This window comes from Bradyrhizobium sp. U87765 SZCCT0048 (assembly GCF_018131225.1).
In the GTDB taxonomy this organism is placed as follows: domain Bacteria; phylum Pseudomonadota; class Alphaproteobacteria; order Rhizobiales; family Xanthobacteraceae; genus Bradyrhizobium_A.
Window position 1 is genome coordinate 128,686 of the sequence record NZ_JAFCMM010000005.1, and the last position, 23,729, is coordinate 152,414.

Consider the following 23,729-nt stretch of genomic DNA (forward strand, 5'->3'; position numbering starts at 1 on the left):
ATGGGCGCAGCGGCGAGAAATTCTGAAAGACCAACAATGCTCTGGATACAGGTGCTGGTGAACGGCCTGGCGCTGGGCGGGCTCTATGCCTGCATCGCGGCCGGCTTTTCGCTGGTGTGGGGCGTGCTCAACATCATCAACATCCTGCACGGCTCGCTGATCGTGCTGGGCGGCTACCTCGCGTTCTTCGCCCATCAGTACTGGGGCGTCAGCCCGTTCGTGTTCGCACCGGTCGCCGGCCTCGTTACTTTCGCGCTCGGCTATGTGCTGCAGCGGATCGCCATCAATCCGGTGATGGGCCGTCCCGTGCTGATCACGCTGGTGCTGACCTTCGGCCTCAATCTCTTTCTCGACAACGCCATGCTGGCGGCGTTCAAGGCGGACTACCGCAAGATCAACCTGCAGCCGCCGCCGGGCATCCTCGAATTCGGCTCCATCATCCTGCCGGTCGATCGCGTCTACGCCACCGCCGTCGGGCTGCTGCTGGTCGGCGCGCTGTGGCTGGTGCTGCGCTTCACCCAGCTCGGCCGCGCTATCATCGCGGTGCGCATGGACCGCGACGCCGCGGCGCTGATGGGCATCAACGTGCGCAGCACCTATGCGCTGGCGTTTGCGCTGGGCACCTTCATGGCGGGATCGGCTGGCGCATTGCTGGCGGCGATCTTCCCGGTGTCGCCGGTGTCGTCCGGCGGTTATCTCGGCAAGGCGTTCGTGATCTGCGTGCTCGGCGGCCTCGGCAGCATGCCCGGCGTCGTGGTCGGTGGTTTCGCCCTCGGCGTCATCGAGAGTTTTGGCGCGCTGGCGCTGGGGCCGGAGAATGCGCTGACCATCTCTTTCCTGCTGCTGATCGTGTTGCTGATCGTGCGGCCGACCGGTCTGCTCGGGCGGCGGGGGTTCAACTGATGACCGGCCGCGTCCTCGCCTTCCTCGCCGTGCCCGTCGTCGTCGCCGGCCTTATCGTGTTCGGCGACAACTATCTGCTGCGGCTCGCCACCACGGTCGCGATGTACGTCGCGCTCGCCACCGCCTGGAATATCGTCGGCGGCTTCTCCGGCTATCCGTCGTTCGCCACCGCGGCGTTCTTCGGCCTCGGCGCCTATGCCGGCGGCATCGCGCTCACCGCCGGCGTGCCGCTGATCGCCGCCTGGGTTGGCGCCGGCGTCGTCACGGCGCTGTTCGCGCTGCTGCTCGGCCTCGCCATCCTGCATCTGCGCGGGCACTACTTCGCCATCGGCAGCCTCGTCGTCGCCGATGTGCTGCGCGAGGTCACCAACTCCTGGACCACGCTGACCGGCGGCGGCATGGGCCTCAACGTGCCGCTGGTCGGCGGCAGCAGCACGACACAGGCGCAACTCTTCCTCGTCGCCATGGCGACGGTGGCGGTGCTGGCGCTGCTCGCGTCGCTGTGGATCGACCGCGCGCGGCTCGGTGTCGCGCTGCGCTGCATCGAGCAGAACGAGGATGCGGCGCAGGTGATCGGCGTCGATACCCGCCGCGCCAAGGTCACGGCGTTCGCGATCTCCAGCCTGTTCATCGGCGCGGCCGGCGCGATCTACGCCTCCTGGACCACCTATATCGATCCGACTGACGTCTACGACGTGTCGCTGTCGGTCAAGCCGATCATCATGGCGCTGCTCGGCGGCGTCGGCACCATCATCGGGCCGGTGATCGGCGCGTTCGTGTTTCTGGGGCTGGAAGAGCTGATCTGGCGCAACAGCCTGGAATTCCATGCCGGCATCCTCGGCCTGCTGGTGGTGGCGCTGGTGCTGTTCCTGCCGGGCGGCCTGCGCGACCTGCGCGGGCGCGGCCTGTGGGCATGGCTGCGACGCAGCCCGCCGCCCAAGCCGCACGCGCAGGGAGGGGACACGCCATGACCGTGCTGCTCACTCTCGACGATGTGTCGCGCCGCTTCGGCGGCCTCGTCGCCCTCGACGGCGTATCGCTGAGCCTGAACTTGGGCGAAGTGATTGGCCTGATCGGCCCCAACGGCGCCGGCAAGACCACGTTCGTCAACGTCGTCACCGGCGTGCTCAAGCCGACGCGCGGCACCATCGTGTTCGACGGCCGCCGCATCGACGGCCTGCGCCCGGACCGTGTCGCCCGCGCCGGCATCGCCCGCACCTTCCAGATCGTGCAGCCGTTTCCGCGCCTGTCGGTGCGCGACAATGTCGCCGCGGCGGCGCTGTTCGCCGGCGGCATCGCGACGCCGGCGGAAGCCGCGCGCGCCGCGGACACGCATCTGGCGTTCTGCGGTCTCACGCGCGAGGCCGACAAGCCGGCGGGATCGCTGACGCTTGCCGGCCGCAAGCGCCTCGAGCTTGCCAAGAGCCTTGCGGCGCAGCCCAAGCTTCTGATGCTCGACGAGGTCAATGCCGGGCTCAACAGCAGCGAGATCGACGACGCGCTGCGGCTGATCCAGGCGATCGCCGACCGTGGCATCACCGTGCTTCTGATCGAGCATTTGATGAAGGTGGTGGCGCGCGCCTGCAGCCGTCTCGTGGTGCTGCACCAGGGACGTCTTGTCGCCGACGGGCCGACCGAAGCGGTGATGCGCGACGAAGGCGTGATCGAGGCCTATCTCGGCCGCCGCTACGCCGAACGCCAGAAGGGAGCGGGCATATGAGCAATCCTCTGCTGGAAGTGTGCGGCCTCGCCGTCGGCTATGGCGACGTGCAGGTGGTGTGGCAGGCGGACCTGACGGTGGCGCAGGGCTCGGTGGTGGCGCTGATCGGCTCCAACGGCGCCGGCAAGACCACCATCCTGCGGGCATTGTCCGGCCTGCTGACGCCGTCCGCCGGCGAGATCAGGCTCGACGGTAAAACGGTGGAGGCGACGTCGCCGGTCGACATGGTGCGCCGTGGCGTCGTCCATGTGCCGGAAGGGCGGCGGTTGTTCGCCAGCCTCTCGGTGCACGACAACCTGATGCTGGGCGCGTATCTGCGCAGCGATCGCGACGGCATCGCCCGCGACATCGAACATGTGTTCACGCTGTTCCCGCGGCTGCGCGAGCGGCGGCGGCAGGACGCGTCCACGCTATCCGGCGGCGAGCAGCAGATGTGCGCCATCGGCCGCGGCCTGATGGCATCGCCGCGTCTGCTGCTGATCGACGAACTGTCGCTGGGACTCGCGCCCAAGGTCGTCGACGAGCTGATCGCGGCGCTGCGCCAGGTCAACGCGGCCGGCACCAGCCTTCTCGTGGTCGAGCAGGATGTCGCCACGGCGCTTGAGTTCGCCGATCATGCCTATGTCATCGACCAGGGCCGCACGGTGGCCGGCGGCACCGCCGACGCCATCGGCCGCGATCCGGCGGTGCGCGCGGCGTATCTGGGGTTGTGAGGCAGCAATGCCTTTGCCGTATCGCTCGTTATCCGTCATCCTGAGGTGCGAGCAACGCGAGCCTCGAAGGATGAGCGGCCCCGGCGTCTCGCGCTCGTGTAAGCTGATTGCGTTGATAAGTTCAGGCCGTCGCCCTTCGAGGGCCATGCTCCGCATGGCCACCTCAGGGTGACGGAATGAGCGCATTCAACGTGATACGATCGATTTCCATCTGCCATCTGACGAGTACTTGCCCATGACCACCCCACGTCCCCAGGTCGAATACCACTTCAGCTTCATCTCGCTGTGGTCCTACATCGGCAGCCTGACCTTCCAGGACATCGTGGCGCGCCGCGACATCGAGGTCGTGTTCAAGCCGATCGACCTCTATGCGCTGTTCTCCGCCGGTGGCGGCAAGCCGGTGCGCGAGCGGCCGCTCGGCCGGCAGGCCTATCGCATCGTCGAGATGGAGCGCTGGAAGGCGATCCGCAACATTCCGCTGGTGACCTGGCCGAAGTTCTATCCCGCCGATCCGACGGTCGGCCATCGCATGCTGCTCGCCGCCCTGCGCGACGGGCAGGATGTCATGGCGTTCGCCCATGCCGGTCTCAAAGCCGTGTGGGCCGATGAACTCAATGTCGAGGATCCGGAGACGCTGGTGCGGCTGGCGGACACAAGCGGGCTCGATGGCCGGAAGCTCCTGGCGCAGGCGAACGATGCCGATCTCGTCGCGCAGGAGAAGACGCTGACGGCGGACGCCATCGACCGCAAGCTGTTTGGTGCGCCCTTCTACTTCTATCGCGGCGAGCCGTTCTGGGGCCAGGATCGCCTCGACCTGCTGGAGCAGGCCATCGCCTCCGGCCGTGCGCCGATCCTGCCGCCGGAGACGCTGTGAGGCGGTGAAACTCCCGACCTCCATGGTCATGCCCGCGCTTGTCGCGGGCATCCCGATCAGGTGAGCACTGCCCTTCTAAGCGGGATGGCCGGGACAAGCGCGGCCATGACGAGCTCGACCACAGGTATCTTGCTCGTTTCGCATGATCTTGTATTCCGTTCATAGCAAGAAGCGGGGACGCTTCGTTTCTGCACGATCGTTCTCCGCAACCGCGTCCGCATAAAAGCTTCATCCAAAACCCGCGCGAACTCTGAAATTGCCACAGACGCATCTGTCGGCGACCATGTCGTCGTTTGGTGCACGGTTTGGGACCGCTCCGGTTCAATACGTGCGGAGCGGGGACGTGAGCGATGGCGGGTCGGATCAATCGCGCCGAGCAGTTGGTGGCGGAAGAGGGAGCAGTTGCGTTCGAGGCGGACGTGCTGGTGCTGGGCGGCGGCCCGGCCGGCGCCTGGGCGGCGGTGAGCGCCGCGCAGCGCGGCGCGCGGGTCGTGCTCGCCGACAAGGGCTTTTGTGGCACATCGGGTGCGACCGCCGCGGCCGGTACCGGTGTCTGGTACATCGATCCCGATCCGGCGTTGCGCGAGGCGGCGATGGCCGGTCGCGAGAAGAACGGTGGCTACCTGCAGGATCGGCGCTGGATGGCGCGGACCCTCGACCGCACCTATGCGCTGAGCAACCAGCTCGCGGCGTGGGGCTATCCCTATCCGACCGACGCCAGCGGCCGGCCGCAGCGCAATTCGCTGCAGGGGCCCGAATACATGCGCCTGATGCGCCGCCGCGTGAAGCAGGCCGGCGTCACCATTCTCGACCACAGCCCGGCGCTGGAATTGCTGCGCGACGATGACGGGGCCGTGGCCGGCGCCGCCGGCATCCGCCGCCAGAAGGACGACCGTTGGGTGGTCCACGCCGGCGCGGTGGTGATCGCCACCGGCGGCTGCGCCTTCCTCAGCAAGACGCTGGGCTCCAACGTGCTGACCGGCGATGGCTACCTGCTCGGCGCCGAGATCGGCGCGGAACTGACCAGCATGGAGTTTTCGAACCCGTATGCGATCTCGCCGGCATTCGGCTCGGTGACCAAGACGCTGTTCTACGGCTGGGCGACGTTCACCTACGAGGACGGCAGCGTGGTGCCTGGCGCGGCGTCGAAGGGGGGCCGCTCGGCGATCGCGCGGGCGCTGCTCAACGGCCCGGTCTATGCCCAACTCGACAAGGCCGATGCGGCGACGCAGGCGGCGATGCGGGTGTCGCAGCCGAACTTCTTCCTGCCGCTCGACCGCACCGGCATCGATCCTTTCACCGAGCGCTTCCCGGTGACGCTGCGTCTCGAGGGCACGGTGCGCGGCACCGGCGGCCTGCGCATCGTCGACGACAGCTGCGCCACCACGGTGCCCGGCCTCTATGCCGCGGGCGATGCGGCGACGCGCGAACTGATTTGCGGCGGCTTCACCGGCGGCGGCAGCCACAATGCCGCCTGGGCAATGTCGTCGGGGTTCTGGGCGGGGGAGGGGGCTGCGGACCATGCGCGTCGGCGCGGGGCCGTGCGCGCCCGCCCGGCGGCGCGGGCCGGCACGGTCGGCCTGCGCCGTGGCTCCCGCCCGGCGGTCACGCCGGCGGAGCTTGCGAAGGCGGTGCAGGGCGAGGTCTTCCCCTATGAATTGAACTACTTCCGCGACGCCGGCCGGCTCGATGGTGCGCTGGCGCGGCTCGACACGTTGTGGCGGGACGTCTCCGAGGCCGATGCGGCGTCCCAGGGCGATGCGCTGCGCAGCCGCGAGGCCGCTGCGATGCTGGCGACCGCGCGCTGGATGTACCGTAGCGCGCTGGCCCGCACCGAGACGCGCGGCATGCACCGCCGCGAGGACTACACCGAGCTCGATCCGCGGCAGCGCCACTACATCACCACCGGCGGCCTCGACGCGGTCTGGACGTCAAGCCGGCCGCATGCCGAGGCGGCCTTCGCGGAGGCGGCGGAATGATCGAGGTCATCGACGCCGAACGCTGCACGTCCTGCAACATCTGCGTGTCGGCCTGCCCGACCAACGTGTTCGACAAGACCGACGGCTTGCCGGTGATCGCCCGGCAGGGCGACTGCCAGACCTGCTTCCTGTGCGAGCTGTATTGTCCGGAGGATGCGCTGTTCGTGTCGCCCTACGCCGACGCGCCGCATCCGGTCGATGTCGTGGCGCTCAGGCAGGGCGAACTGCTCGGCAGCTACCGCCGCGCCGTCGGCTGGGCCGATGGCACGCGTGGCCAGCGCGACGCCGATCGCAGCTACCAGCTGTTCGGGCACTGAAGCCGCGCGGCGTCAGCGGCGGCGCGGCAGGGCCTCGCCCGGCGTCGAGCCGAACATCCGTGCGAACGCGGCGATGAACGCGGTCGGCGTGCCATAGCCGACGTCATGGGCGATCGTCTTCACCGGCGCGCCGGTCGCAAGCCGCCGCGCGGCGTCGATCATCCGCAGCCGCAGCCGCCACTCCCGCCAGCTCAGCCCTGTCGCGGCACGGATCGCGCGCGACAGCGTTCGCGTGCTGCTGCCAAGGATGCGCGCCCAGTCGTCGAGCGAACGCATATCGGCTGGGTCTGCAGCCAGCGCATCCGCGATCGGCTGCAGCCGCGGCACGCCCACTGGCATCGCCACCTGCGGCGTGGAGCGGTCCGCGGCGCGCAGGCCGGCGGCGATTTCGACCAGCGCGGCGGCGACGAAGCGCGTGCGCGCCGATCGTGTCGTGGTGTCGCCGGCGAGCCGCAACAGCAATTCACGCAGCAGCGGCGATACCGCAAGCGTCGATGGTGTCGCCGGCAGGCGCGCCGCCATGCGCGGCGCGAGATAGAGGCTGCACATCTCGCGCCCGCTGGTGGCATGGACTTCATGCAGGACACGCGGCGGAATCCACACCGCGCTGGTCGGCGAGGTCATCCATAGCCGGTCGGCGACGACGATGGTCACGAGGTCGGTGGGGGCGAACGCCAGCTGGCCATGGGCGTGCGCATGGCGCCGGGGTGCATCGGCGGCGCCGAACGCGAAGCGGAAGCCGCCGGAGCGCGAGCGCGGCAGCGCATCCAGGGCCGCGAGCGCGGCGGCGCCGCTGATCTCGCCGCTGGCCGATTCTCTGGATCGCTTGGCCTGTCGCATGGATCGATCGCACGGGTGTTGCGGAACGGGCCGTGATCCTATCGCGCCGCCCGCCGCAGGCAACTGCGAAGGACTCATGAGGAGACCGCCATGTTCGACCACCGTCTCACCGGATCGCGCCGCGCCGGCGCCCGCGCCGCGAATCTGCGCGACGCCATCGCCGCCGATGGCGCGGACGACAACGGCATCGCGCCGCGCGCCGCCGGCGCAGCACTCGTCGTCATCGACGTCCAGAACGATTTCACCCTGCCGGGCGCGCCGGCCGAGATCGCCGGGACCATGGCGGTGGTGCCCAACATCGCGCGCCTGCTCGCGGCGTTCCGCGCGGCAGGGCGGCCGATCGTCCATGTCGTGCGGCTGTATGCGCCCGATGGCTCCGACGCCGAGCCGGTGCGCCGGCCGCAACTGCGCGCCGGCGGGCACATCGTTGCGCCGGGATCGGACGGCGCGGAGATCGTCACGGCGCTCAAGCCGGCGCCGGAGCTGCGGCTCGACGCCGCACGGCTGTTGGCCGGCGAGGCGCAGCCGCTGACGGCGAATGGGGCATTCGCAGCGAATGGCTCATTCGCAGCGAATGGCTCATTCGCCGGGAATGAGCACGTGATCTACAAGCCGCGCTGGGGCGCTTTCTACCGCACCACACTGGAGCCGCATCTGCGGCACCTCGGCGTCGACACCATCGTGCTCGCCGGCTGCAATTTCCCCAACTGCCCACGCACCACGCTGTACGAGGCGAGCGAGCGTGACTTTCGTCTTGCGCTGCCGACCGATGCGGTGTCCGGCGTTTATGACAGGGGTTTGACCGAGGTCGCCGCCATCGGCGTGGCGTTGACGCGCACCGACGCGGTGGTGGGCTGGATCGGCGGCATGGCAGGCGAGCTGGCAAGCGATCTGGCAGAGGACTTGGCCGGGGACTTGGCCGGGGACTGAGCGGCGCGGGACTGGATTGCAGCTTGCAATGGTCGGCTGATTTGCCTTTTATCCCCGGGAGAAACCCCGGGGGTGGCATGGCCGAACTCATCCGCGACATCACGCTGTGCATCCTGTTCGCCTGGGGGCTCGGCCTCCTTGCGCATGTCCTGCGCCAGCCGCTGATTCTCGCCTACCTGATCGGCGGCTTTGTCGTCGGCCCCTACGGCATGGGCTGGGTCAAGGAGCGGGAATCGATCAACACCATTTCCGAGCTCGGCCTGATCTTCATGCTGTTCATGATCGGGCTCGAGATCGACCTCAAGAAGATCGTCCGCGCCGGCCGCGTCATCCTGTTCGGCGCCGGCGGCCAGCTGATCGGCGGCTGCGTGCTCGGCGTGGCGTTCTTCATGGCGATCGGCCTGCCGCTCGGCAAGGGCGGCTTCGATGCGCTGTATCTCGCTGTCGCCTGCGCCCTCAGCAGCACGGTTATCATCGTCAAGGTGCTGTATGAGAAGCGCGAGCTCGACACCCTGCCGGGCCGCATCACGCTCGGCATCCTGGTGTTACAGGATATTTTCGCCATCCTGTTCCTCGCCGTGCAGCCGAGCCTTGCGGACCTCCAGGTCACGGTCATCCTGCTGTCGATCGCGCGCGTCGTCGCCCTCGTCGCGATCGCACTGGCGCTCAGCCGCTATGTGCTGCCGCCGCTGTTCCAGCGCGTGGCGCGGCGGCCGGAGCTGGTGCTGCTGGGCGCGCTGGCGTGGTGCTTCCTGATCGGCGAGATCGCCGAGCGGTTGCACCTGTCGCGCGAGATGGGCTCGCTGGTCGCCGGCGTGTCGCTGTCGACGTTCCCCTATGCGCTCGACGTCACCGCGAAGGTAACGACGCTGCGGGACTTCTTCATCACGCTGTTCTTCGTCTCGCTGGGCATGACCATCCCGGTGCCGAGCCTGTCAGTGGTCGGCTTCGCGCTCACCATCGCGGCGTTCACGGTGGCGAGCCGGCTGCTCACCACCTTCGTGCCGCTCTACCTGATGAAACAGGGCCTGCGGGCGAGCCTGCTGCCGGCGCTCAACCTGTCGCAGATCAGCGAATTCTCGCTGGTGGTGATCCAGGTCGGCATGGCCGCCGGGCATCTGACGACGGCGACCTCGAGCGCGGTGTCGTTCGCCTTCGTCATCCTTGCCGTGCTGTCGACGTTCGCCATCACCAAGAGCGACCCGATCAGCCGCTGGTCGGTGGCCACCCTCAAGGGGCTCGGGCTGCGCGATCTCGACCACGGCGGCGAGGAGGCGGGTGGCCATGGCGAGGGCCATGGCGGCCGCCGCATCGTCATCCTCGGCTTCTTCCGCGCGGCCAGCGCGCTGCTGTCGGATATCGAGCGCAAGAACGCCGCGCTTCTGGAGGACATCGGCGTCGTCGACTTTAACCCGGTGGTGTTCAACAACCTGCGTGCGCGCGGGCTCAACGTCACCTATGGCGACATCAGCAATGTCGACACCCTGACCCATGCCGGAGTCGGCAGCGCCGAGATCATCATCCTCAGCGTGCCTGATTCGCTGCTGGTCGGCGCCAACAACGAGAAGCTGGTGCGCCACGTCCGCTCGCTCAACGCCGACGCCCGCATCATCGCCACCGCCGACGTGCTCGGCGACGTCGCCGAGATCTATGCCGCCGGCGCCGATTATGTCACCGTGCCGCGGCTCGGCGACGCCCACGAGCTGCTCGACGTCATCGAGGCCATCGACGATGGCCTGCTGGACGAGAAGCGCGCCGATCTCGACGAGCGGCTCAAGGACCGCGGCGAGGTGCTGCCTTGAGGCCAGCCGTCGTGCGACGGTGACGGTTGCCGCCCGGTCGGGCGGGGAGAGAGCGATGGCGGCGACGCCGGACGATGCGATGCGTGCGGATGCTATGGCCGGTGACGTGCCGCTCGCCGGCGCGCGTGCCGGATTTCGCGGCTATCCGTCGCGGCGCCGCGCTCTGCATCTCCTGCTTGGCGGATGCGCTGCGACGCTGGCGCCGTCCGGCCTCGGCTTTCGCCTCGCGCAGGGACGGTCGTCCGCCCCGGACGGCTTGCCGCGCAGCCGGCCGGAGGATCAGGGCCTGTCGCCCACCGCCATCCTCGGCTTTCTCGACGAGGTCGACCGCAGCGGCTTCGAGCTGCACAGCTTCATGCTGTGGCGCAACGGCCACGTGGTGGCGGAGGGCTGGTGGTCGCCCTACCGCGCCGATCGTGTCCACAAGATGCATTCGGTGACCAAGAGCGTCGCCGCCTGCGGCGTCGGCCTTGCGCTGGCGGAAAAGCGTTTCACGCTGCAGGACAAGGCGGTGTCGTTCTTCAGGAGCGAGCTGCCGGACCGGATCGACGACAAGCTCGCGGCGATGACCGTCGAGGACCTGCTGACGATGCGCACGGGCCATGCGCACATGACGTCGGGCGCGGAGTGGCGGCGGACGAAGACCGACTGGGTCGCCGAGTTCTTCCGGATTCCGGTGGTGTTCCAGCCGGGCACGAAGTTCGTCTACACCAGCGCCGCGACGTTCCTGCTGTCGGCGATCGTGACCAGGGTCACCGGCCAGCCGCTCGCCGACTATCTCAAGCCGCGGCTGTTCGAGCCGCTCGACATCACCGGCTATGACTGGCCGCTCGGGCCGAACAACCTCACGCCCGGTGGCAACGGCCTTAGCTGGAAGACGGTCGACAGCCTCAAGCTCGGTGTGCTGCAGCTCCAGAACGGCCGCTGGAACGGGCGTCAGGTGCTGCCCACCGACTGGGTCGCGACATCGCACGCGCCCCATGTCGACGACAGATACGGCTATCACTGGTGGCTCGGGCCGGGCGGCGCGTACTATGCGGCGGGCCTGTTCAGCCAGACCGCGTTCGTCTTCCCCACGGAGAACATCGTGTTGGCGACGACGGCGGGCATTCCCGTCGAGAGCGGCTTTCCGCAACTGGTGTTCGCGCAGGTGCCGAAGATGATCGCGGCGAGCACGGCGCGGGACGATCGCGCCTTCAAGGCGCTGGCGGCGCATACCGCCAGCCTGCAGCTGATTCCCGTGCCGGCGCCGACGACATCGCCGATGGCGCCACAGGTGTCGGCGAACACCTACCGTTTTCCCGACAATGGCGACGGCGTCAGGTCGATCCGCCTGACGTTCCATGACGGCGGCTGCACCTTCGCGCTGACCGACGATCGCGGCACGCATCGTATCGAGGTCGGCCTCGGCCATCCGGTCGAGGGCGACACCACCATGACCGGCTACAAGCTGCACCACGATTATCAGCCCGACCGGATGCGTGTGGTGGCGAGCGGGACCTGGCGCGATGCGCGGACGCTGGTGATGACCTGGACGTTCGTGGAGTGTGCGTTCCGCGATACGGTCGTCTGCGTGTTCGAAGGGCCGTACATGCGCTTCAGCCGGAGCGTCAACGTCAACGCCGGGCCGATCGAGATGCCGACGTTGGTCGGGCGGCTGGAGACGCCGCAGGGCGGCTGAGGGGCGCGCGAGGGGCGGCGCGTGGCGTGCCCCTCGCGATGGCATCAAAAGCGGACGCGCGCTAGAAGCGATAGTTGACGCCGCCCTTGAGCACGTGGCTGTCGATATCGCGATGCTGGGTGCCCCAGATCGAGGTCACGGAGACGTCGGGGGTGCCGATGTAGTTGTACTCGACCCGGGCGGTCAGGTTGCTGCCGAACGCCTGTTCGATGCCGCCGCCGAGCAGGTAGCCGATGTTGAGCGACGAGCCGTTCTGCAGGCCGTCGGCGCCGTTGTAGCGCGTCAGGGCGAGGCCGGCGGTGCCATAGAGCAGAGTGCGGTCGAAGGCGACGCCGGCGCGGCCCTTGAGCGCGCCGCGCCAGGTTTCCTCCAGCTTGCCGCCAGGCACCTGATGCTCGTTGTTGCCGAGATAGCTTGCCTCGATCTCGCCGCCGCCGACCAGCATGCCCATCTGGAGGAGATAACCCGCCTGCAGGCCGAGGGCCGGGCCGTTGCGACCGGCGAACGGGTTCGGCGCCTCGGTGAAGGCGAGGCCGCCATGGGCGCCGACATAGATGCCGCTCCACTGGAACGGAGGTGGCGCGTAATAGGTCGGCGCCTTGGCGTAACGCGGAGAGTAGTAGTCATCGGCACGGGCGAGACTCGCGCCGAACAGCGCGAGTGCGGCGGCCACGGCCACGACGACGAGAGCTTTGCGCGACAGCATCGCAGGACTCCGGACTTCGGCGCGGACGTCGCCGCGCGCAACTGCATGGGGTCGGCGCATGCGTGTTCATCGCAGCTCTCCGACATGGCTCGTGTCGTTCGCTGATCGCAGCGAGGACAGACACGATTTTGCCGGTGAGCATTGCCGCTACATTGTGATGGCGTGCGGCATGTGGACAATTTTTGAGAAATATTTCGAGATCGGCGTCGGGCGCCTTCACGCTTCCTTTACCCGCCTTTGCAGGTGCGCGGGCGTGCAGGTCAGCGGCAGCATGATGCGGAAATGCGCACCGGCGCGCGCCGCGAGCGCGGAGACTTCACCGCCATGGCGGCGCACGATGTCGCGCACGAGGTTGAGGCCGAGGCCCGCGCCGCGGTCCTGCGGCTGCAGGCGGTAGAACGGCGCGAAGATCTTTTCGCGCTCGCCTTCGGGAATGCCGGGGCCTTCGTCGGTGACGTCGATGGCGCCGTCACTGCCGACCGCGATGGTGATGGTGCCGCGGCTGCCGGCATGCTCGATCGCGTTCTGCACAAGATTGGTGATCGCCCGCGTTAGCGCGCTGGCATCGCCGTTCACCGTCACGGCAGTCTTCGGCGTCTCCAGTGACAACTGATAGCCGGAGGCGATCGCCATCGGCGCGAGGTCCGCGGCGACCTGCTGGCAGACGTCGCAGAGGTCGATCGCGGTGAAGCTGTCGGCGCGGTCGAGGCGCTGCATGTCGAGCAGCTGTTCGGCGAGCGCGGCGATGCGGCCGGTATCGAGCTTCAGGCGGGTGCGCACTGCGCCTGCGGGCAGCAGCTCGAGGCGGGTCTGCAGGATGGCGATCGGCGTGCGCAGCTCGTGGGCGGCGTCGCTGAGAAAGCGCTGGTGCTGCTCATAGCCGTCGTCGAGCCGCTGCAGCGCGCCGTTGATGGCATGCACCAGCGGCTCGACCTCGGCGGGAATGCGCTCGACCGACAGCCGCGTGCCGCGACGATCGATATCGATCTCGCCGGCATGGGCGGCGACCGTGGCGATGCCGGCGAACGCCCGGCCGATGATCAGCGGGATCGCGATCAGTGCGATCAGCGCCAGCAGGATCAGGATCGGGATCAGCACGAGCTGCGACAGGATCACGATCGCGAACGCCAGCCCGACCATGCGGCCGGCGCCGGCGAGCACCGTGACGGTGCCTTCCTGGGTCTCGGTGCTGCGCACCGAGGCCGCGAGGTTGTAGGGCGCCTTGGTGTCGCGGATATCGGCGAAGCTGATGCGGTCGAGCGCGCCGGCCATCGATCGGTAGGCTTCGGGCACGGTGCCGCCGGTGACTTCCTCCCCGGCGGCGTTGCGTGCGACGAACCACAGGCCCGGCGCGTCGGCCTTGAGCGCCCGCAGGTCGGCGGTGTCGGCGATGGTCAGCTTGCCGTCCGGCCCCCGCCGGATCGCGCGGCCGACCACCTCGGTGGCGTCGGTGTCCATGAGCTGCCCACCGAGATCTGCGCGAATCAGCTGCATCACGATGACCGCGACCAGCGCGGTCAGAATGGCGTATTGCAGCGCCAGCAGCTGCCAGATCAGCCGCCGCTTCAGCGATCCGCGCCGGAACAGCTTCATTCCACGGCTTTCAGCAGATAGCCGACGCCGCGGATGTTGTGGATCTCGACCGCCGCCTGATGGGTGTCCAGCTTCCGGCGCAGCCGCGAGATGTGCGAGTCCAGCGCGTTGGACTGGATCTCGTCGTCGAAGCTGTAGACCGCTTCCTCCAGCGCCGAACGCAGCACGGTGCGGCCGTGACGCCGCATCAGCGTTTCCAGCACCAGCAGTTCGCGACGGCGCAGTTCGATCGGCTGGCCGCCGACGCTGACCTCGCGGTTGCCGAAGTTGAACACGAGCTGGCCGACACGCGCCACCGCCGGCGCCATCGCCGGAGGTCGCCGCAGCACCGCGCGCAACCGCGCCAGCAATTCCTCGAGCGCGAACGGCTTGGAGAGGTAGTCGTCCGCGCCCGCGTCGAGGCCCATGACGCGATCGTTGACGTCTCCCCGCGCCGTCAGCACGATGACCGGCACGCCCGACTGGCTGGCGCGCAGGTGCGGCAGCAGGCTGAGCCCGTCGCCGTCCGGCAGTTGCCGGTCGAGGATGATCGCATCGTGCACCGGATCGGCCACTGCCTCCCGTGCGAGGTCCAGCGAGAACACCCGGTCAACCACCACGTCGAACTTCAGCAGGGCTTCGCTTAATGCCGCCGCCATCTCATTTTCGTCTTCCACCAGTAACAGACGCATTTGTCCCGCCTCATGCAGACCCCCTCGACCCCCGGCTCGCATTGTGACGGCCAGGATTGCGTGAACATTGTGCCGGCAATCTTTTCTGCCGCGAGACGGGCTGCCAGCCACATTTTGCCGCGCCTGGCGGCGCTTTTGCGGAGGGGCGGGTGGGTTGGGGTTGAAATCGCTCTAAATCGGACCGCGGCGCCTCCACGAGGGGCGTCGTGGTCCGGGGCCGGGTCATGGCCGTCTCATGACGATCTCATGGCCATCGGCACAGACCTGCCCTGTGCGGGAACGGATCGGGCGCGGCTGCGTTGTCAGCTACTCATCTCATGGCAGGGCAAGGCGCCGGACGATGGTGGCGCGCCGGTGACCGATCGGCGGCGGCGAAAGACGGGAACTTGTCCATGGAATCTGCATGAGATGCTGCTGAGGATGACGGTCTGTCCCGCGTTGCGTAATGGGTCGCGTGTGTTACAAGGCCAGCCGAATTCGAGGGCGGACGATTGGCCAAAGTGACGAAGGCGCCCGCGCGGGCCGGTGCCAAATCCAAAACCAGCGACGTGAAGAAACCGACGGGCGGCAGGACGGCGGCAAAGGCCGCCTGGCCGGCGAAGGTGGCGTCACGCTCGACGGCGCGGACGGTCGCGACGGCCAAATCCGCCGCGAAGTCCAGCGACAAGAGTAAACCCGTGGCCAAGGCCGCCCCCAAAACCGAAGCCAAGGGTGCGGCCAAAACGGCCGCCAAGGCGGCCCCGAAGGCTGTCACCCGGGCGGTCAAGGGGGGCAGCAAGGCCACCGAAAAGACGGCGGACAAGTTGCCGAGCGACAATACGACCGAGAAGACATCTCGCAAGAGCAGCACAAAGACTGCTATCAAGGACGTGGCCGACGCGAGTCTCGAATCGCAGGCGACGCCGAGCCCGGCTTCGGGTGCCCCAGGCGGCGCCGAAGGCGTGGCCGCAGGTGCCCGGCCCAACGGCAAAACCAGCGTGGATCACGGTACGGACGGCAAGGCGGCGAAGGGGGCAGCGGCGAAATCCGCAGTGTCTTCGGCTGAGCCGGTGGATCTCCTGACGATCATGACAACTGGACAACGCAGTGAGGTGACGAACGATGCGAGAGGCGCACGCATGACCAACGAAACCCAGGCCGCGCCGTCGCGCTCCCAGCCCCTGACCCTGCCCAAGGCCGCCGCGAGCCAGGTCGCGCCGCAGGCGGCCCAGCCGGCCGCCCGGCCGGCTGCCGGCGAGGTGCTGGTCAAGAAGCCGACGGCGCCCGCGATGCCACCAAAGCCGAACCCCCGCGCGGACATTCCGCCGACGACGGGCTTCACGCTGGTGGTCGACGGCCATTTCAAGAACCAGTACGACGACGCCAATGCCGCGCGCACTGCCGGTGCCGACCTGCTGCGTCGCTTTCCGATGCTCCGCATCGAGATCTACGACGCGTCGCAGAAGACCCGCAGCCGGATCTGATCGGCCGGTCCCCACCGGGGAATTGCAGCGTTGCGGATCGCCGTGCTCCCGGATCGCGGCGCCCTGGCGCCGGCGCGTTCCGGGTCAGCCGTCGGTGCGGGTCCGTGCCGGCCGCGTCAGCCATGCGAAGACGGCCACGCCCAACAGCAGCCCGAAGGCCAGCACCTGCAGCGCCGCGGGCAGGGACACGCGCGCGGCCACGATGCCTGTGGTCGCCTGCATCATGGCCGTGCCGAAGAAGAACGACAGGTTCACGGCCGACAGCGCCTTGCCGGTATCCTCGCTCGGCACCACCTGCCGTGTGATGGCGTAGAGCAGAGGCTGGGCGGAGCTGAAGAAGCCGATCGCCACCAGCAGCGCGCCGTCGGTCGCCGGCGACAGGGTGGGCACGCCGAACGCATTCGACAGCAGGCCGCCCGGACCACCGCAGGCCATCGCCACCAGCGCCAGCGCGGCGAGGGTGTGGCAGACGATGACCAGCGCGCGCCGCTGGCCGAGGCGGCGGTCGATCACGCCGATCAGCAGCGGCCCCACGATCATCGACAGGGTGAAGGCGAGCAGGACCTGGCCGGCGTCGAAGCGTGACTGGCCCTTGACGTTCATCAGCCACGGGCCGCCCCATACGCCACGCAGCACCAGCGTGATCGCCAGCGAGAAGAACGCCAGCACGATGACGCCGCGCAGCGGCCGGGAGAAGCCGAGCCGGAAGACACCGAGCGCCTCGTCGAGCACGCGGCGCGGCGCGGCGTCGGTGTGGTCGCGCTTGACGACCACGGACACCATCAGCGCGATCACGATCGCCATGCCGGCGGCGACGACGAAGCCGCCGCGCCAGCCGGTGCGGTCGACCAGCCATGCCAGCGGGCTCGCCGACAGGATCATGCCGCAGTTGCCGAGGCTGAGGATGATGCCGGTCCACATCCCGAACTTGGCGGCCGGCAGGCGCCGCGCCGCGTAGGTCACCGGACACAGCAGCATGCCGGAGGTGGCGATGCCGAGCAGGATCTGGGCGATGCAGAAGGCGAGTGGCGTCTGTGTGAACGCGGCGAAGGTCGCGCCGAGCATGGTGGCGATCAGCAGCGACAGCGACACGGTGCGCACGCTGAAGCGATCGAGCGCGACCCCGAGTGGAATCTGGCTTGCTGCAAACGCGAAATGATACGCGCCGGCCAGTGAGCCGATGGCCGCGGGATCGGCGTGGAAGTCGGCCGCGATCAGGTCGATCGACACCGCGGGCAGGGTGCGCACCATGTTGGACAGCATGTGGCCGCACGCCAGCACCACGATGGGGGCGAACAGTTTCAGTCCGGTCGTCGGTTGCGGCTCGGGAGGCGATAGCATGATGGCGTCGGCGGGAGGGATCGGAGCGCCGTTATGGACCAGCCCGGCCTTGAAGGGTAGCGGCTGCCGGACTGCGAGCCATGCGCCCAGGGGTGGCTTCGCCCGTGAGGCGATCGTCAGGACCGGTATTGCCCTCTTGTGCCGCCGCCAGCGTCAGGTGGCGAGGCCGTTCATCAGCAGGTCGAGCTGCGCGGCGACGAACGCATCGACGTCGATCGGGCGGCGCTTGTCGAACACCAGCCGCCACACATCCAGCAGCAGCGAAGGGCTGAGCAGCAGCTCGGGAAACCGCCGTGCCGTGGTGTCGCGGAATTCGCCGGCGGCGATGCCGGCCTCCACCAGCATGCGCACATGCTCGACCAGCGGCTCCATGAATTCCTGGTAGTAGCGCTCGACGAGGTCGGGAAAGCGCGCGCCTTCCGCGATCATGAAGCGCAACGTCTCGCGCGAGGCGCGCTCGTCGCCGAAGCGGCGATAGAGATAGACGATCAGATCGTGCAGTTGCGTCCGGTAGGGGCCCTCAAGCGTCTTGAGGAAGGCCATCTGCTCATCGTGCAGCGGTCGGGACACGTGGCGGATCATCTCGTCGAACACCCGCTCCTTGGTGTCGAAGTAGAAGTAGATCGTGCCCTTGGTGACCCCGGCGCGTTTGGCCACGTCCTCGAGACGGGTGGCGGCATAGCCGTTCGCCACGAACTCCTCGAACGCGGCGTCGAGGATTTCGCCGGGGCGTTCGGCCTTGCGGCGTTCCCTGCGCTTCGTGGGGGTGTCGGCCTTCAGTGTGCGGTCTCGCATTCTGGAACCCAGAATATTATTGACTTACGAGTTAGTCAATAATATTTACCGCCGCAGGAGCATTTTCCTGTGTCACCATCACGCGCCAACCGGCGTGTATGCCTCTCTTGTCGCGAGCGAGTGGTCATCATGGTCAGCTTTCGAACCCGGTCCGCTCTCCAGGCGGGCTGCCTCCTGGCCGTTTCGGCCGCGCTCGGCGGGTGCGACGACCACAAGGTCGCGGCCAAGCCCCCGACGCTGGTGCGCGCCGAAGTGGTCGCGCTCAAGGAACGGGTCGAGTCCGTGACCCTGACCGGCGATGTCCGCGCCCGCGTCCAGGCCGAGCTGTCGTTCCGTGTCAGCGGCCGTGTGACCGAGCGGCTGGTGGATGTGGGGGCCCATGTCGAGAGCGGCCAGGTGCTGGCGCGGCTCGATCCGACCGAGCAGAAGGCGGATCTCGACGCCGCGACCGCGGCGGTGACGGCGGCGGAATCCCAGGTGCGGGTCGCGAATGCCACCTTCGACCGCCAGAAGACGCTGCTCTCGAACGGCTTCACCACCCGCGCCGCATACGACCAGGCTCAGGAAGGGCTCCGCACCGCGGAAGGCTCGCTCGAGTCCGCGAGGGCGCAACTCGGCACCGCCCGGGATGCGCTCGGCTACACGGAACTGCGGGCGAGCGCCGCCGGTGTCATCACCGCGCGCAGCATCGAGATCGGCCAGGTTGCGGAAGCGACGCAGCCGGCGTTCTCGCTGGCGCAGGACGGCGAACGTGATGCGGTGTTCGAAGTCTATGAGTCGATTTTCTTCAAGCAGTCTCCAGGCGACGACGGCGTCGTGCTCGCGCTCGTGTCCTCTCCATCGGTCACCGCGCGAGGGCGCGTGCGTGAAGTGTCGCCGACCATCGACCCCAAGACGGGAACGGTGCGGGTGAAGGTCGCGATCATGCAGCCGCCCGCCGCGATGACGCTCGGCAGTCCGGTCACCGGTACGGCCACGGCGCGGCCGGAGCGCCGCATCATCCTGCCCTGGGGCGCGCTCACGGCGGTCGGCAGTGCGCCGGCCGTGTGGGTCATCGACGACAAGAGCAGGGCGGTGGCGCTGAAGCCGATCACCGTCGAGGAATACGGCACCGGGACCATCGTGGTGAAGAGCGGCCTCGATCCCGGCGAACGGGTGGTGACCGACGGCGGCAAGTTGCTCAGTCCCGGTCAGGTCGTGACCTTCGAGGGAGCGCGCGCATCATGATGTCATCGCGTATCCTGCTCGCGCTCCTTGGCGGCGCCGCAGCGCTGATGCTCGGCGGCTGCAAGGAAGAGGCCGCGGTGCCCGTGCCGGTCCGGCCGGTGCTGTCGATGGTGGTCGAGCCCGGGCTCGCCGGAGGTGCGGCGATCGTCGGCACCGTGCAGCCCCAGTTCAAGACCGATCTCGGCTTCCGTGTGCTAGGTCGCCTGATCGCGCGTCCGGTCAATGTCGGCGACATGGTCGAGAAGGGCCAGGTTGTCGCGTCGGTCGATCCGGCGGCGCTGGAGCTCGCGGTGCGTTCCGCCACCGCGGCGGTCTCGAGCGCTCAGGCGCAGCTTGCCAACGCGGCCGGCGCCGAGGGCCGTCAGCGCACGCTGCTGGAGACCGAGGCCACCAGCCGTGCCACCTTCGAGACGGCCGAACAGGCCCGGGCCGCCGCGCAGGCCTCGGTGGTGCAGGCTGAAGCCAATCTCACCAAGGCGCGCGAGCAGCTCGGTTATGCCCGCCTCAAGGCCGATTTCGCCGGCGTTGTCACCGCGGTCGGGGCCGAAGTCGGCCAGGTGGTGTCGCCGGGGCAGAGTGTGGTGACCGTCGCGCGGCCCGATATCCGCGAGGCAGTGATCGACGTCTCCGAGGACATCGCCGCCAGCCTGCGCATCGGCCAGACCTTCACCGTCAGCCTGCAGCTCAATCCGGCGATCAAGGCCGAGGGCAAGGTGCGCGAGATCGCGCCGCAGGCCGATCAGGTTACCCGCACGCGCCGCGTGCGCATCACCCTGGAGACGCCGCCCGAGGCCTTCCGCCTCGGCACCACCGTCACCACCACGCTCGCGGGCAGCGACGCGCGCGTCCTGCGCCTGCCCGGCTCGGCGGTGCTGACGCGGGACGGCAAGACCTATGTCTGGCTGGTCGACACGGCGAGCCGCACCGTGGCGCTGCGCGAGGTGCAGGGAGCACCGGATGACGGCGGCCTGCGGGTCACCGGCGGCATCGCGCCTGGCGTGCGGGTGGTCACCGCCGGCGTGCACAGTCTCAAGGAGGGCCAGAAGGTCCGCATCGATCAGGAAGCGCAACAGTGAAGAACTTCAATCTTTCCGACTGGGCGCTCAATCACCGCTCGCTCGTCTGGTACTTCATGATCGCCTTCATGGCGGCAGGGCTGTATTCGTATCTCAGCCTCGGCCGCGAGGAAGATCCGGCCTTCACCATCAAGACCATGGTGATCCAGGCGCAGTGGCCCGGCGCGTCCGCGCAGGAGGTGGCGCGCCAGGTCACCGACCGCATCGAGAAGAAGCTCGAGGAGCTGGAGTCGCTCGACTATACCAAGAGCCTCACCGTCGCCGGCCAGACCACCATTTTCGTCAACCTGCGCGAGACCACCAAGGCGCGCGACGTGACGCCGACCTGGCTGCGCGTGCGCAACATGATCGCCGACATCCGCGGCGAGTTTCCCCAAGGCGTGATCGGGCCCGGCTTCAACGATCGTTTCGGCGACGTGTTCGGCAACATCTACGCCTTCACCGCCGATGGCCTGACGCCGCGCCAGCTGCGCGACCGGGTCGAGGAGGCGCGCGCGCAGGTGCTGACCGTGGCCAATGTCGGCCGTGTCGATATCATCGGCGCCCAGGACGAGGTCATCTATCTCGAATTCTCCACGCGCAAGGTCGCCGCGCTCGGGCTCGACACCCGCTCGATCGTCGCCTCTCTGCAGGCGCAGAACGCCATCGCGCCGTCGGGCGTGCTGCAGGCCGGCCCCGAGCGCATCAGCGTGCGCGTCAACGGCCAGTTCACCTCGGAAGCGAGCCTCAAGGCGATCAACCTGCGGGTCAACGACCGCTTCTTCCCGCTCACCGATGTCGCGACCATCACCCGCGGCTATGCCGACCCGCCGACCTCGCTGTTTCGCTTCAATGGCGAGCCGGCGATCGGCCTTGCCATCGGCATGAAGAGCGGCGCCAACCTCCTGGAGTTCGGCGCGGCGCTCAAGCAGGAAATGATCCGCGTCGTCGCCGACCTGCCGATCGGCGTCGGCGTGCACCTCGTGTCCGACCAGCCGGTGGTCGTGGAGGAGGCGGTGTCGGGCTTTACCCGGGCGCTGTTCGAGGCGGTCGTCATCGTGCTCGCGATCTCCTTCATCAGCCTCGGCATGCGGGCCGGTCTCGTGGTGGCGATCTCGATTCCGCTGGTGCTGGCGATCACCTTCGTGGTGATGGCTTATGCCGAAATCTCGCTGCAGCGCATTTCACTGGGCGCGCTGATCATCGCGCTCGGTCTTCTCGTCGATGATGCGATGATCGCCGTCGAGATGATGGTGGCGCGGCTGGAGGCCGGGGACTCGCTGCGCAAGGCGGCGACCTATGTCTATACCTCCACCGCCTTCCCGATGCTGACGGGAACGCTGGTGACGGTCGCCGGGTTCATCCCGATCGGTCTCAACAGCAGCAGCGCCGGCGAATTCACCTTCACGCTGTTCGTGGTCATCGCGGTGTCGCTGGTGGTGTCGTGGATCGTCGCGGTGCTGTTCACGCCGCTGCTCGGCGTCACCATCCTGCCCGCGAGCCTGCCCCGCCATCACGAGACCAAGGGGCGCTTCGCCCTGGCGTTCTCCCGCCTGCTCGATGTCTGCATGCGCCGGCATTGGGCGACCATCATCGCCACCGTGGTGATCTTCCTGCTGTCGCTCGGCGGCCTGCAGTTCGTGCAGCAGCAGTTCTTCCCGGCGTCCGACCGCAACGAGCTGGTCGTCGATTTCAACCTGCCGCAGAACGCCTCGATCGCCGATACCAACGCGCAGATGGCGCAGTTCGAGCGCGAAGCGCTCAAGGGCAACCCCGCGATCGACCACTGGTCGACCTATGTCGGGTCCTCTGCGCCGCGCTTCGTGCTGTCGTTCGATGTCCAGCCAGCCGACGTCTCCTATGGCCAGGTCGTCATCGTCACCAAGGGGCTGGAGGAGCGCGACAAGCTCGCGGCCGAGCTGCAGGCCTATCTGAAGAAGACGTTCCCGGGCACCGACGGCTTCGTCAAGCTGCTCGATATCGGCCCGCCGGTCGGCCGTCCAGTGCAGTATCGCATCAGCGGGCCGGACATCGCCAAGGTGCGCGAGTATGCCCAGTCGCTGGCCGGCGTGCTGCGCGGCAACGCTCATCTCGGCGATGTCGTGTTCGACTGGATGGAGCCGGCGCGCGTCGTCAAGGTCGACGTGCTGCAGGACAAGGCCCGCCAGCTCGGCGTCACCTCGGAGGACATCGCCTCGGCGCTCAACAGCGTGCTCGACGGCATGGCGGTCACCCAGGTGCGGGACGACATCTACCTGATCAACGTGCTTGGCCGCGCCAACGCCGCCGAGCGCCACTCGATCGAGACGTTGCGGGACCTGCAGCTGTCGGGCAATGGTGGGGCGTCGGTGCCGCTCGCGGCGGTCGCGACGCTGCGCTACGAGCTCGAGCAGCCGACGATCTGGCGGCGCTCGCGCCTGCCGACCATCACGCTCAAGGCCGGCATTCTCGACGAGGTGCAGCCCAACACGGTGGTCGAGCAATTGAAGCCCGCGATCGCCGCCTTCGACGCCAAGCTGCCCCCCGGCTACAGCGTGGCCATCGGCGGCAGCGTCGAGGAGAGCGCCAAGAGCCAGGCGCCGATCGTCGCGGTGGTGCCGCTGATGCTGTTCATCATGGCGACCATCCTGATGCTGCAGCTGCAGAGCTTCCAGCGCCTGTTCCTGGTGTTCGCGGTGGCGCCGCTGGCGCTGATCGGCGTGGTCGCGGCGCTGCTGCCGAGCGGCGCGCCGATGGGCTTCGTCGCCATCCTCGGCGTGCTCGCGCTGATCGGCATCCTGATCCGCAACTCGGTGATCCTGATCGTGCAGATCGAGGAATTGCGCGAGGAAGGACGTCCCGCCTGGGAGGCTGTGGTGGAGGCGACCGAGCATCGCATGCGGCCGATCGTGCTGACGGCGGCAGCGGCATCGCTGGCGCTGATCCCGATCGCCCGCGAGGTATTCTGGGGCCCGATGGCCTACGCCATGATGGGCGGCATCATCGTCGGTACCGTGCTGACGCTGCTGTTCCTGCCGGCGCTGTACGTCACCTGGTTCCGCATCAAGGCGCCGGACGACACGCAGGCGCCGCCGGCACCCGCGGCCGAGCCGAAGCCGGCAGCATGACGGCCATCGCGC

General features: G+C 68.4%; 20 protein-coding genes. 14 read left to right on the forward strand and 6 right to left on the reverse strand.

Annotated features, from left to right (window positions below):
- Positions 1 to 36 precede the first annotated feature (36 nt).
- From JQ639_RS27330 to JQ639_RS27360, 7 genes are all read left to right on the forward strand, one after another.
- Entirely contained in the window at positions 37 to 903 is an 867-nt protein-coding gene (locus JQ639_RS27330) for a branched-chain amino acid ABC transporter permease (RefSeq protein WP_211962383.1), read from the forward strand.
- Positions 903 to 1,874 (forward strand): branched-chain amino acid ABC transporter permease, encoded by a 972-nt coding sequence (locus tag JQ639_RS27335; RefSeq protein ID WP_211962385.1) that lies wholly within the window; start codon positions 903 to 905, stop codon positions 1,872 to 1,874. The genes JQ639_RS27330 and JQ639_RS27335 overlap by 1 nt, the downstream gene beginning before the upstream one ends.
- Positions 1,871 to 2,623 carry an ABC transporter ATP-binding protein gene (locus JQ639_RS27340; protein WP_211962387.1) on the forward strand — a complete coding sequence of 251 codons (753 nt, stop codon included), beginning with the start codon at positions 1,871 to 1,873 and terminating at the stop codon, positions 2,621 to 2,623. Before JQ639_RS27335 ends, JQ639_RS27340 begins: the two co-directional genes overlap by 4 nt.
- Positions 2,620 to 3,336 (forward strand): ABC transporter ATP-binding protein, encoded by a 717-nt coding sequence (locus JQ639_RS27345; protein ID WP_211962390.1) that lies wholly within the window; start codon positions 2,620 to 2,622, stop codon positions 3,334 to 3,336. Before JQ639_RS27340 ends, JQ639_RS27345 begins: the two co-directional genes overlap by 4 nt.
- A 235-nt stretch (positions 3,337 to 3,571) precedes the next feature.
- A complete protein-coding gene (locus JQ639_RS27350; RefSeq protein ID WP_211962392.1) occupies positions 3,572 to 4,210 on the forward strand; it encodes a 2-hydroxychromene-2-carboxylate isomerase in 639 nt (212 codons plus the stop codon).
- A 350-nt stretch (positions 4,211 to 4,560) separates the two neighbouring features.
- On the forward strand, positions 4,561 to 6,189 hold the full coding sequence (locus tag JQ639_RS27355) for an FAD-dependent oxidoreductase (protein WP_211962394.1): 1,629 nt from the start codon (positions 4,561 to 4,563) through the stop codon (positions 6,187 to 6,189).
- Positions 6,186 to 6,506, forward strand: a complete 321-nt coding sequence (locus JQ639_RS27360; protein WP_211962395.1) for a 4Fe-4S dicluster domain-containing protein — start codon at positions 6,186 to 6,188, stop codon at positions 6,504 to 6,506. Before JQ639_RS27355 ends, JQ639_RS27360 begins: the two co-directional genes overlap by 4 nt.
- Positions 6,507 to 6,518: 12 nt before the next feature.
- Here JQ639_RS27360 and JQ639_RS27365 read toward each other — a convergent pair whose 3' ends face one another.
- On the reverse strand, positions 6,519 to 7,346 hold the full coding sequence (locus JQ639_RS27365; RefSeq protein ID WP_211962396.1) for an AraC family transcriptional regulator: 828 nt from the start codon (positions 7,344 to 7,346) through the stop codon (positions 6,519 to 6,521).
- 90 nt (positions 7,347 to 7,436) lie between these two features.
- Between JQ639_RS27365 and JQ639_RS27370 the strand changes: the two genes are divergently transcribed.
- The 3 genes from JQ639_RS27370 to JQ639_RS27380 all read left to right on the forward strand — a co-directional run bounded on the left by JQ639_RS27370 (position 7,437) and on the right by JQ639_RS27380 (position 11,759).
- Positions 7,437 to 8,276 (forward strand): cysteine hydrolase family protein, encoded by an 840-nt coding sequence (locus tag JQ639_RS27370; RefSeq protein WP_211962397.1) that lies wholly within the window; start codon positions 7,437 to 7,439, stop codon positions 8,274 to 8,276.
- Positions 8,277 to 8,353: 77 nt separating this feature from the next.
- Positions 8,354 to 10,078 carry a cation:proton antiporter gene (locus JQ639_RS27375; protein ID WP_211962398.1) on the forward strand — a complete coding sequence of 575 codons (1,725 nt, stop codon included), beginning with the start codon at positions 8,354 to 8,356 and terminating at the stop codon, positions 10,076 to 10,078.
- A gap of 55 nt (positions 10,079 to 10,133) precedes the next feature.
- Positions 10,134 to 11,759, forward strand: coding sequence for a serine hydrolase domain-containing protein (locus JQ639_RS27380; RefSeq protein WP_211962399.1), 1,626 nt, complete (start codon positions 10,134 to 10,136; stop codon positions 11,757 to 11,759).
- 61 nt (positions 11,760 to 11,820) lie between these two features.
- Here the strand turns inward: JQ639_RS27380 and JQ639_RS27385 are convergent, their stop codons facing one another.
- From JQ639_RS27385 to JQ639_RS27395, 3 genes are all read right to left on the reverse strand, one after another.
- Positions 11,821 to 12,465 carry an outer membrane protein gene (locus JQ639_RS27385; RefSeq protein WP_211962400.1) on the reverse strand — a complete coding sequence of 215 codons (645 nt, stop codon included), beginning with the start codon at positions 12,463 to 12,465 and terminating at the stop codon, positions 11,821 to 11,823.
- 216 nt (positions 12,466 to 12,681) lie between these two features.
- Complete coding sequence (locus JQ639_RS27390; protein ID WP_211962402.1) at positions 12,682 to 14,058, reverse strand: sensor histidine kinase; 1,377 nt, start codon at positions 14,056 to 14,058, stop codon at positions 12,682 to 12,684.
- On the reverse strand, positions 14,055 to 14,729 hold the full coding sequence (locus JQ639_RS27395) for a response regulator transcription factor (RefSeq protein WP_211962404.1): 675 nt from the start codon (positions 14,727 to 14,729) through the stop codon (positions 14,055 to 14,057). Before JQ639_RS27395 ends, JQ639_RS27390 begins: the two co-directional genes overlap by 4 nt.
- A gap of 491 nt (positions 14,730 to 15,220) precedes the next feature.
- Here JQ639_RS27395 and JQ639_RS35435 point away from each other — a divergent pair, with 491 nt between their 5' ends.
- Entirely contained in the window at positions 15,221 to 16,192 is a 972-nt protein-coding gene (locus JQ639_RS35435) for a hypothetical protein (RefSeq protein WP_249122813.1), read from the forward strand.
- 84 nt (positions 16,193 to 16,276) lie between these two features.
- Here the strand turns inward: JQ639_RS35435 and JQ639_RS27405 are convergent, their stop codons facing one another.
- Entirely contained in the window at positions 16,277 to 17,533 is a 1,257-nt protein-coding gene (locus JQ639_RS27405) for an MFS transporter (protein ID WP_211962406.1), read from the reverse strand.
- Between the two features lie 153 nt (positions 17,534 to 17,686).
- Entirely contained in the window at positions 17,687 to 18,328 is a 642-nt protein-coding gene (locus tag JQ639_RS27410) for a TetR/AcrR family transcriptional regulator (RefSeq protein ID WP_211962408.1), read from the reverse strand.
- Positions 18,329 to 18,457: 129 nt separating this feature from the next.
- On the opposite strand from JQ639_RS27410, the gene JQ639_RS27415 reads away from it, so the two are divergent.
- From JQ639_RS27415 to JQ639_RS27425, 3 genes are read left to right on the forward strand one after another with little or no spacing between them, the layout of a single operon-like run.
- Positions 18,458 to 19,555, forward strand: a complete 1,098-nt coding sequence (locus tag JQ639_RS27415; protein WP_211962410.1) for an efflux RND transporter periplasmic adaptor subunit — start codon at positions 18,458 to 18,460, stop codon at positions 19,553 to 19,555.
- The gene (locus JQ639_RS27420; protein WP_211962412.1) at positions 19,552 to 20,631 is read left to right on the forward strand and encodes an efflux RND transporter periplasmic adaptor subunit; all 1,080 of its coding nucleotides are present in this window, start codon (positions 19,552 to 19,554) and stop codon (positions 20,629 to 20,631) included. Before JQ639_RS27415 ends, JQ639_RS27420 begins: the two co-directional genes overlap by 4 nt.
- Positions 20,628 to 23,717, forward strand: a complete 3,090-nt coding sequence (locus tag JQ639_RS27425; protein ID WP_211962414.1) for an efflux RND transporter permease subunit — start codon at positions 20,628 to 20,630, stop codon at positions 23,715 to 23,717. Before JQ639_RS27420 ends, JQ639_RS27425 begins: the two co-directional genes overlap by 4 nt.
- Positions 23,718 to 23,729 lie beyond the last annotated feature (12 nt).

Excerpts from the sequence above, each read along its gene's own strand:
- JQ639_RS27330 (WP_211962383.1), top strand. The coding sequence starts at position 37 with ATGCTCTGGATACAGGTGCTGGTGAACGGCCTGGCGCTGGGCGGGCTC.
- JQ639_RS27335 (WP_211962385.1), top strand. The coding sequence starts at position 903 with ATGACCGGCCGCGTCCTCGCCTTCCTCGCCGTGCCCGTCGTCGTCGCC.
- JQ639_RS27340 (WP_211962387.1), top strand. The coding sequence starts at position 1,871 with ATGACCGTGCTGCTCACTCTCGACGATGTGTCGCGCCGCTTCGGCGGC.
- JQ639_RS27345 (WP_211962390.1), top strand. The coding sequence starts at position 2,620 with ATGAGCAATCCTCTGCTGGAAGTGTGCGGCCTCGCCGTCGGCTATGGC.
- JQ639_RS27350 (WP_211962392.1), top strand. The coding sequence starts at position 3,572 with ATGACCACCCCACGTCCCCAGGTCGAATACCACTTCAGCTTCATCTCG.
- JQ639_RS27355 (WP_211962394.1), top strand. The coding sequence starts at position 4,561 with ATGGCGGGTCGGATCAATCGCGCCGAGCAGTTGGTGGCGGAAGAGGGA.
- JQ639_RS27360 (WP_211962395.1), top strand. The coding sequence starts at position 6,186 with ATGATCGAGGTCATCGACGCCGAACGCTGCACGTCCTGCAACATCTGC.
- JQ639_RS27365 (WP_211962396.1), bottom strand. The coding sequence starts at position 7,346 with ATGCGACAGGCCAAGCGATCCAGAGAATCGGCCAGCGGCGAGATCAGC.
- JQ639_RS27370 (WP_211962397.1), top strand. The coding sequence starts at position 7,437 with ATGTTCGACCACCGTCTCACCGGATCGCGCCGCGCCGGCGCCCGCGCC.
- JQ639_RS27375 (WP_211962398.1), top strand. The coding sequence starts at position 8,354 with ATGGCCGAACTCATCCGCGACATCACGCTGTGCATCCTGTTCGCCTGG.
- JQ639_RS27380 (WP_211962399.1), top strand. The coding sequence starts at position 10,134 with ATGGCGGCGACGCCGGACGATGCGATGCGTGCGGATGCTATGGCCGGT.
- JQ639_RS27385 (WP_211962400.1), bottom strand. The coding sequence starts at position 12,465 with ATGCTGTCGCGCAAAGCTCTCGTCGTCGTGGCCGTGGCCGCCGCACTC.
- JQ639_RS27390 (WP_211962402.1), bottom strand. The coding sequence starts at position 14,058 with ATGAAGCTGTTCCGGCGCGGATCGCTGAAGCGGCGGCTGATCTGGCAG.
- JQ639_RS27395 (WP_211962404.1), bottom strand. The coding sequence starts at position 14,729 with ATGCGTCTGTTACTGGTGGAAGACGAAAATGAGATGGCGGCGGCATTA.
- JQ639_RS27405 (WP_211962406.1), bottom strand. The coding sequence starts at position 17,533 with ATGCTATCGCCTCCCGAGCCGCAACCGACGACCGGACTGAAACTGTTC.
- JQ639_RS27410 (WP_211962408.1), bottom strand. The coding sequence starts at position 18,328 with ATGCGAGACCGCACACTGAAGGCCGACACCCCCACGAAGCGCAGGGAA.
- JQ639_RS27415 (WP_211962410.1), top strand. The coding sequence starts at position 18,458 with ATGGTCAGCTTTCGAACCCGGTCCGCTCTCCAGGCGGGCTGCCTCCTG.
- JQ639_RS27420 (WP_211962412.1), top strand. The coding sequence starts at position 19,552 with ATGATGTCATCGCGTATCCTGCTCGCGCTCCTTGGCGGCGCCGCAGCG.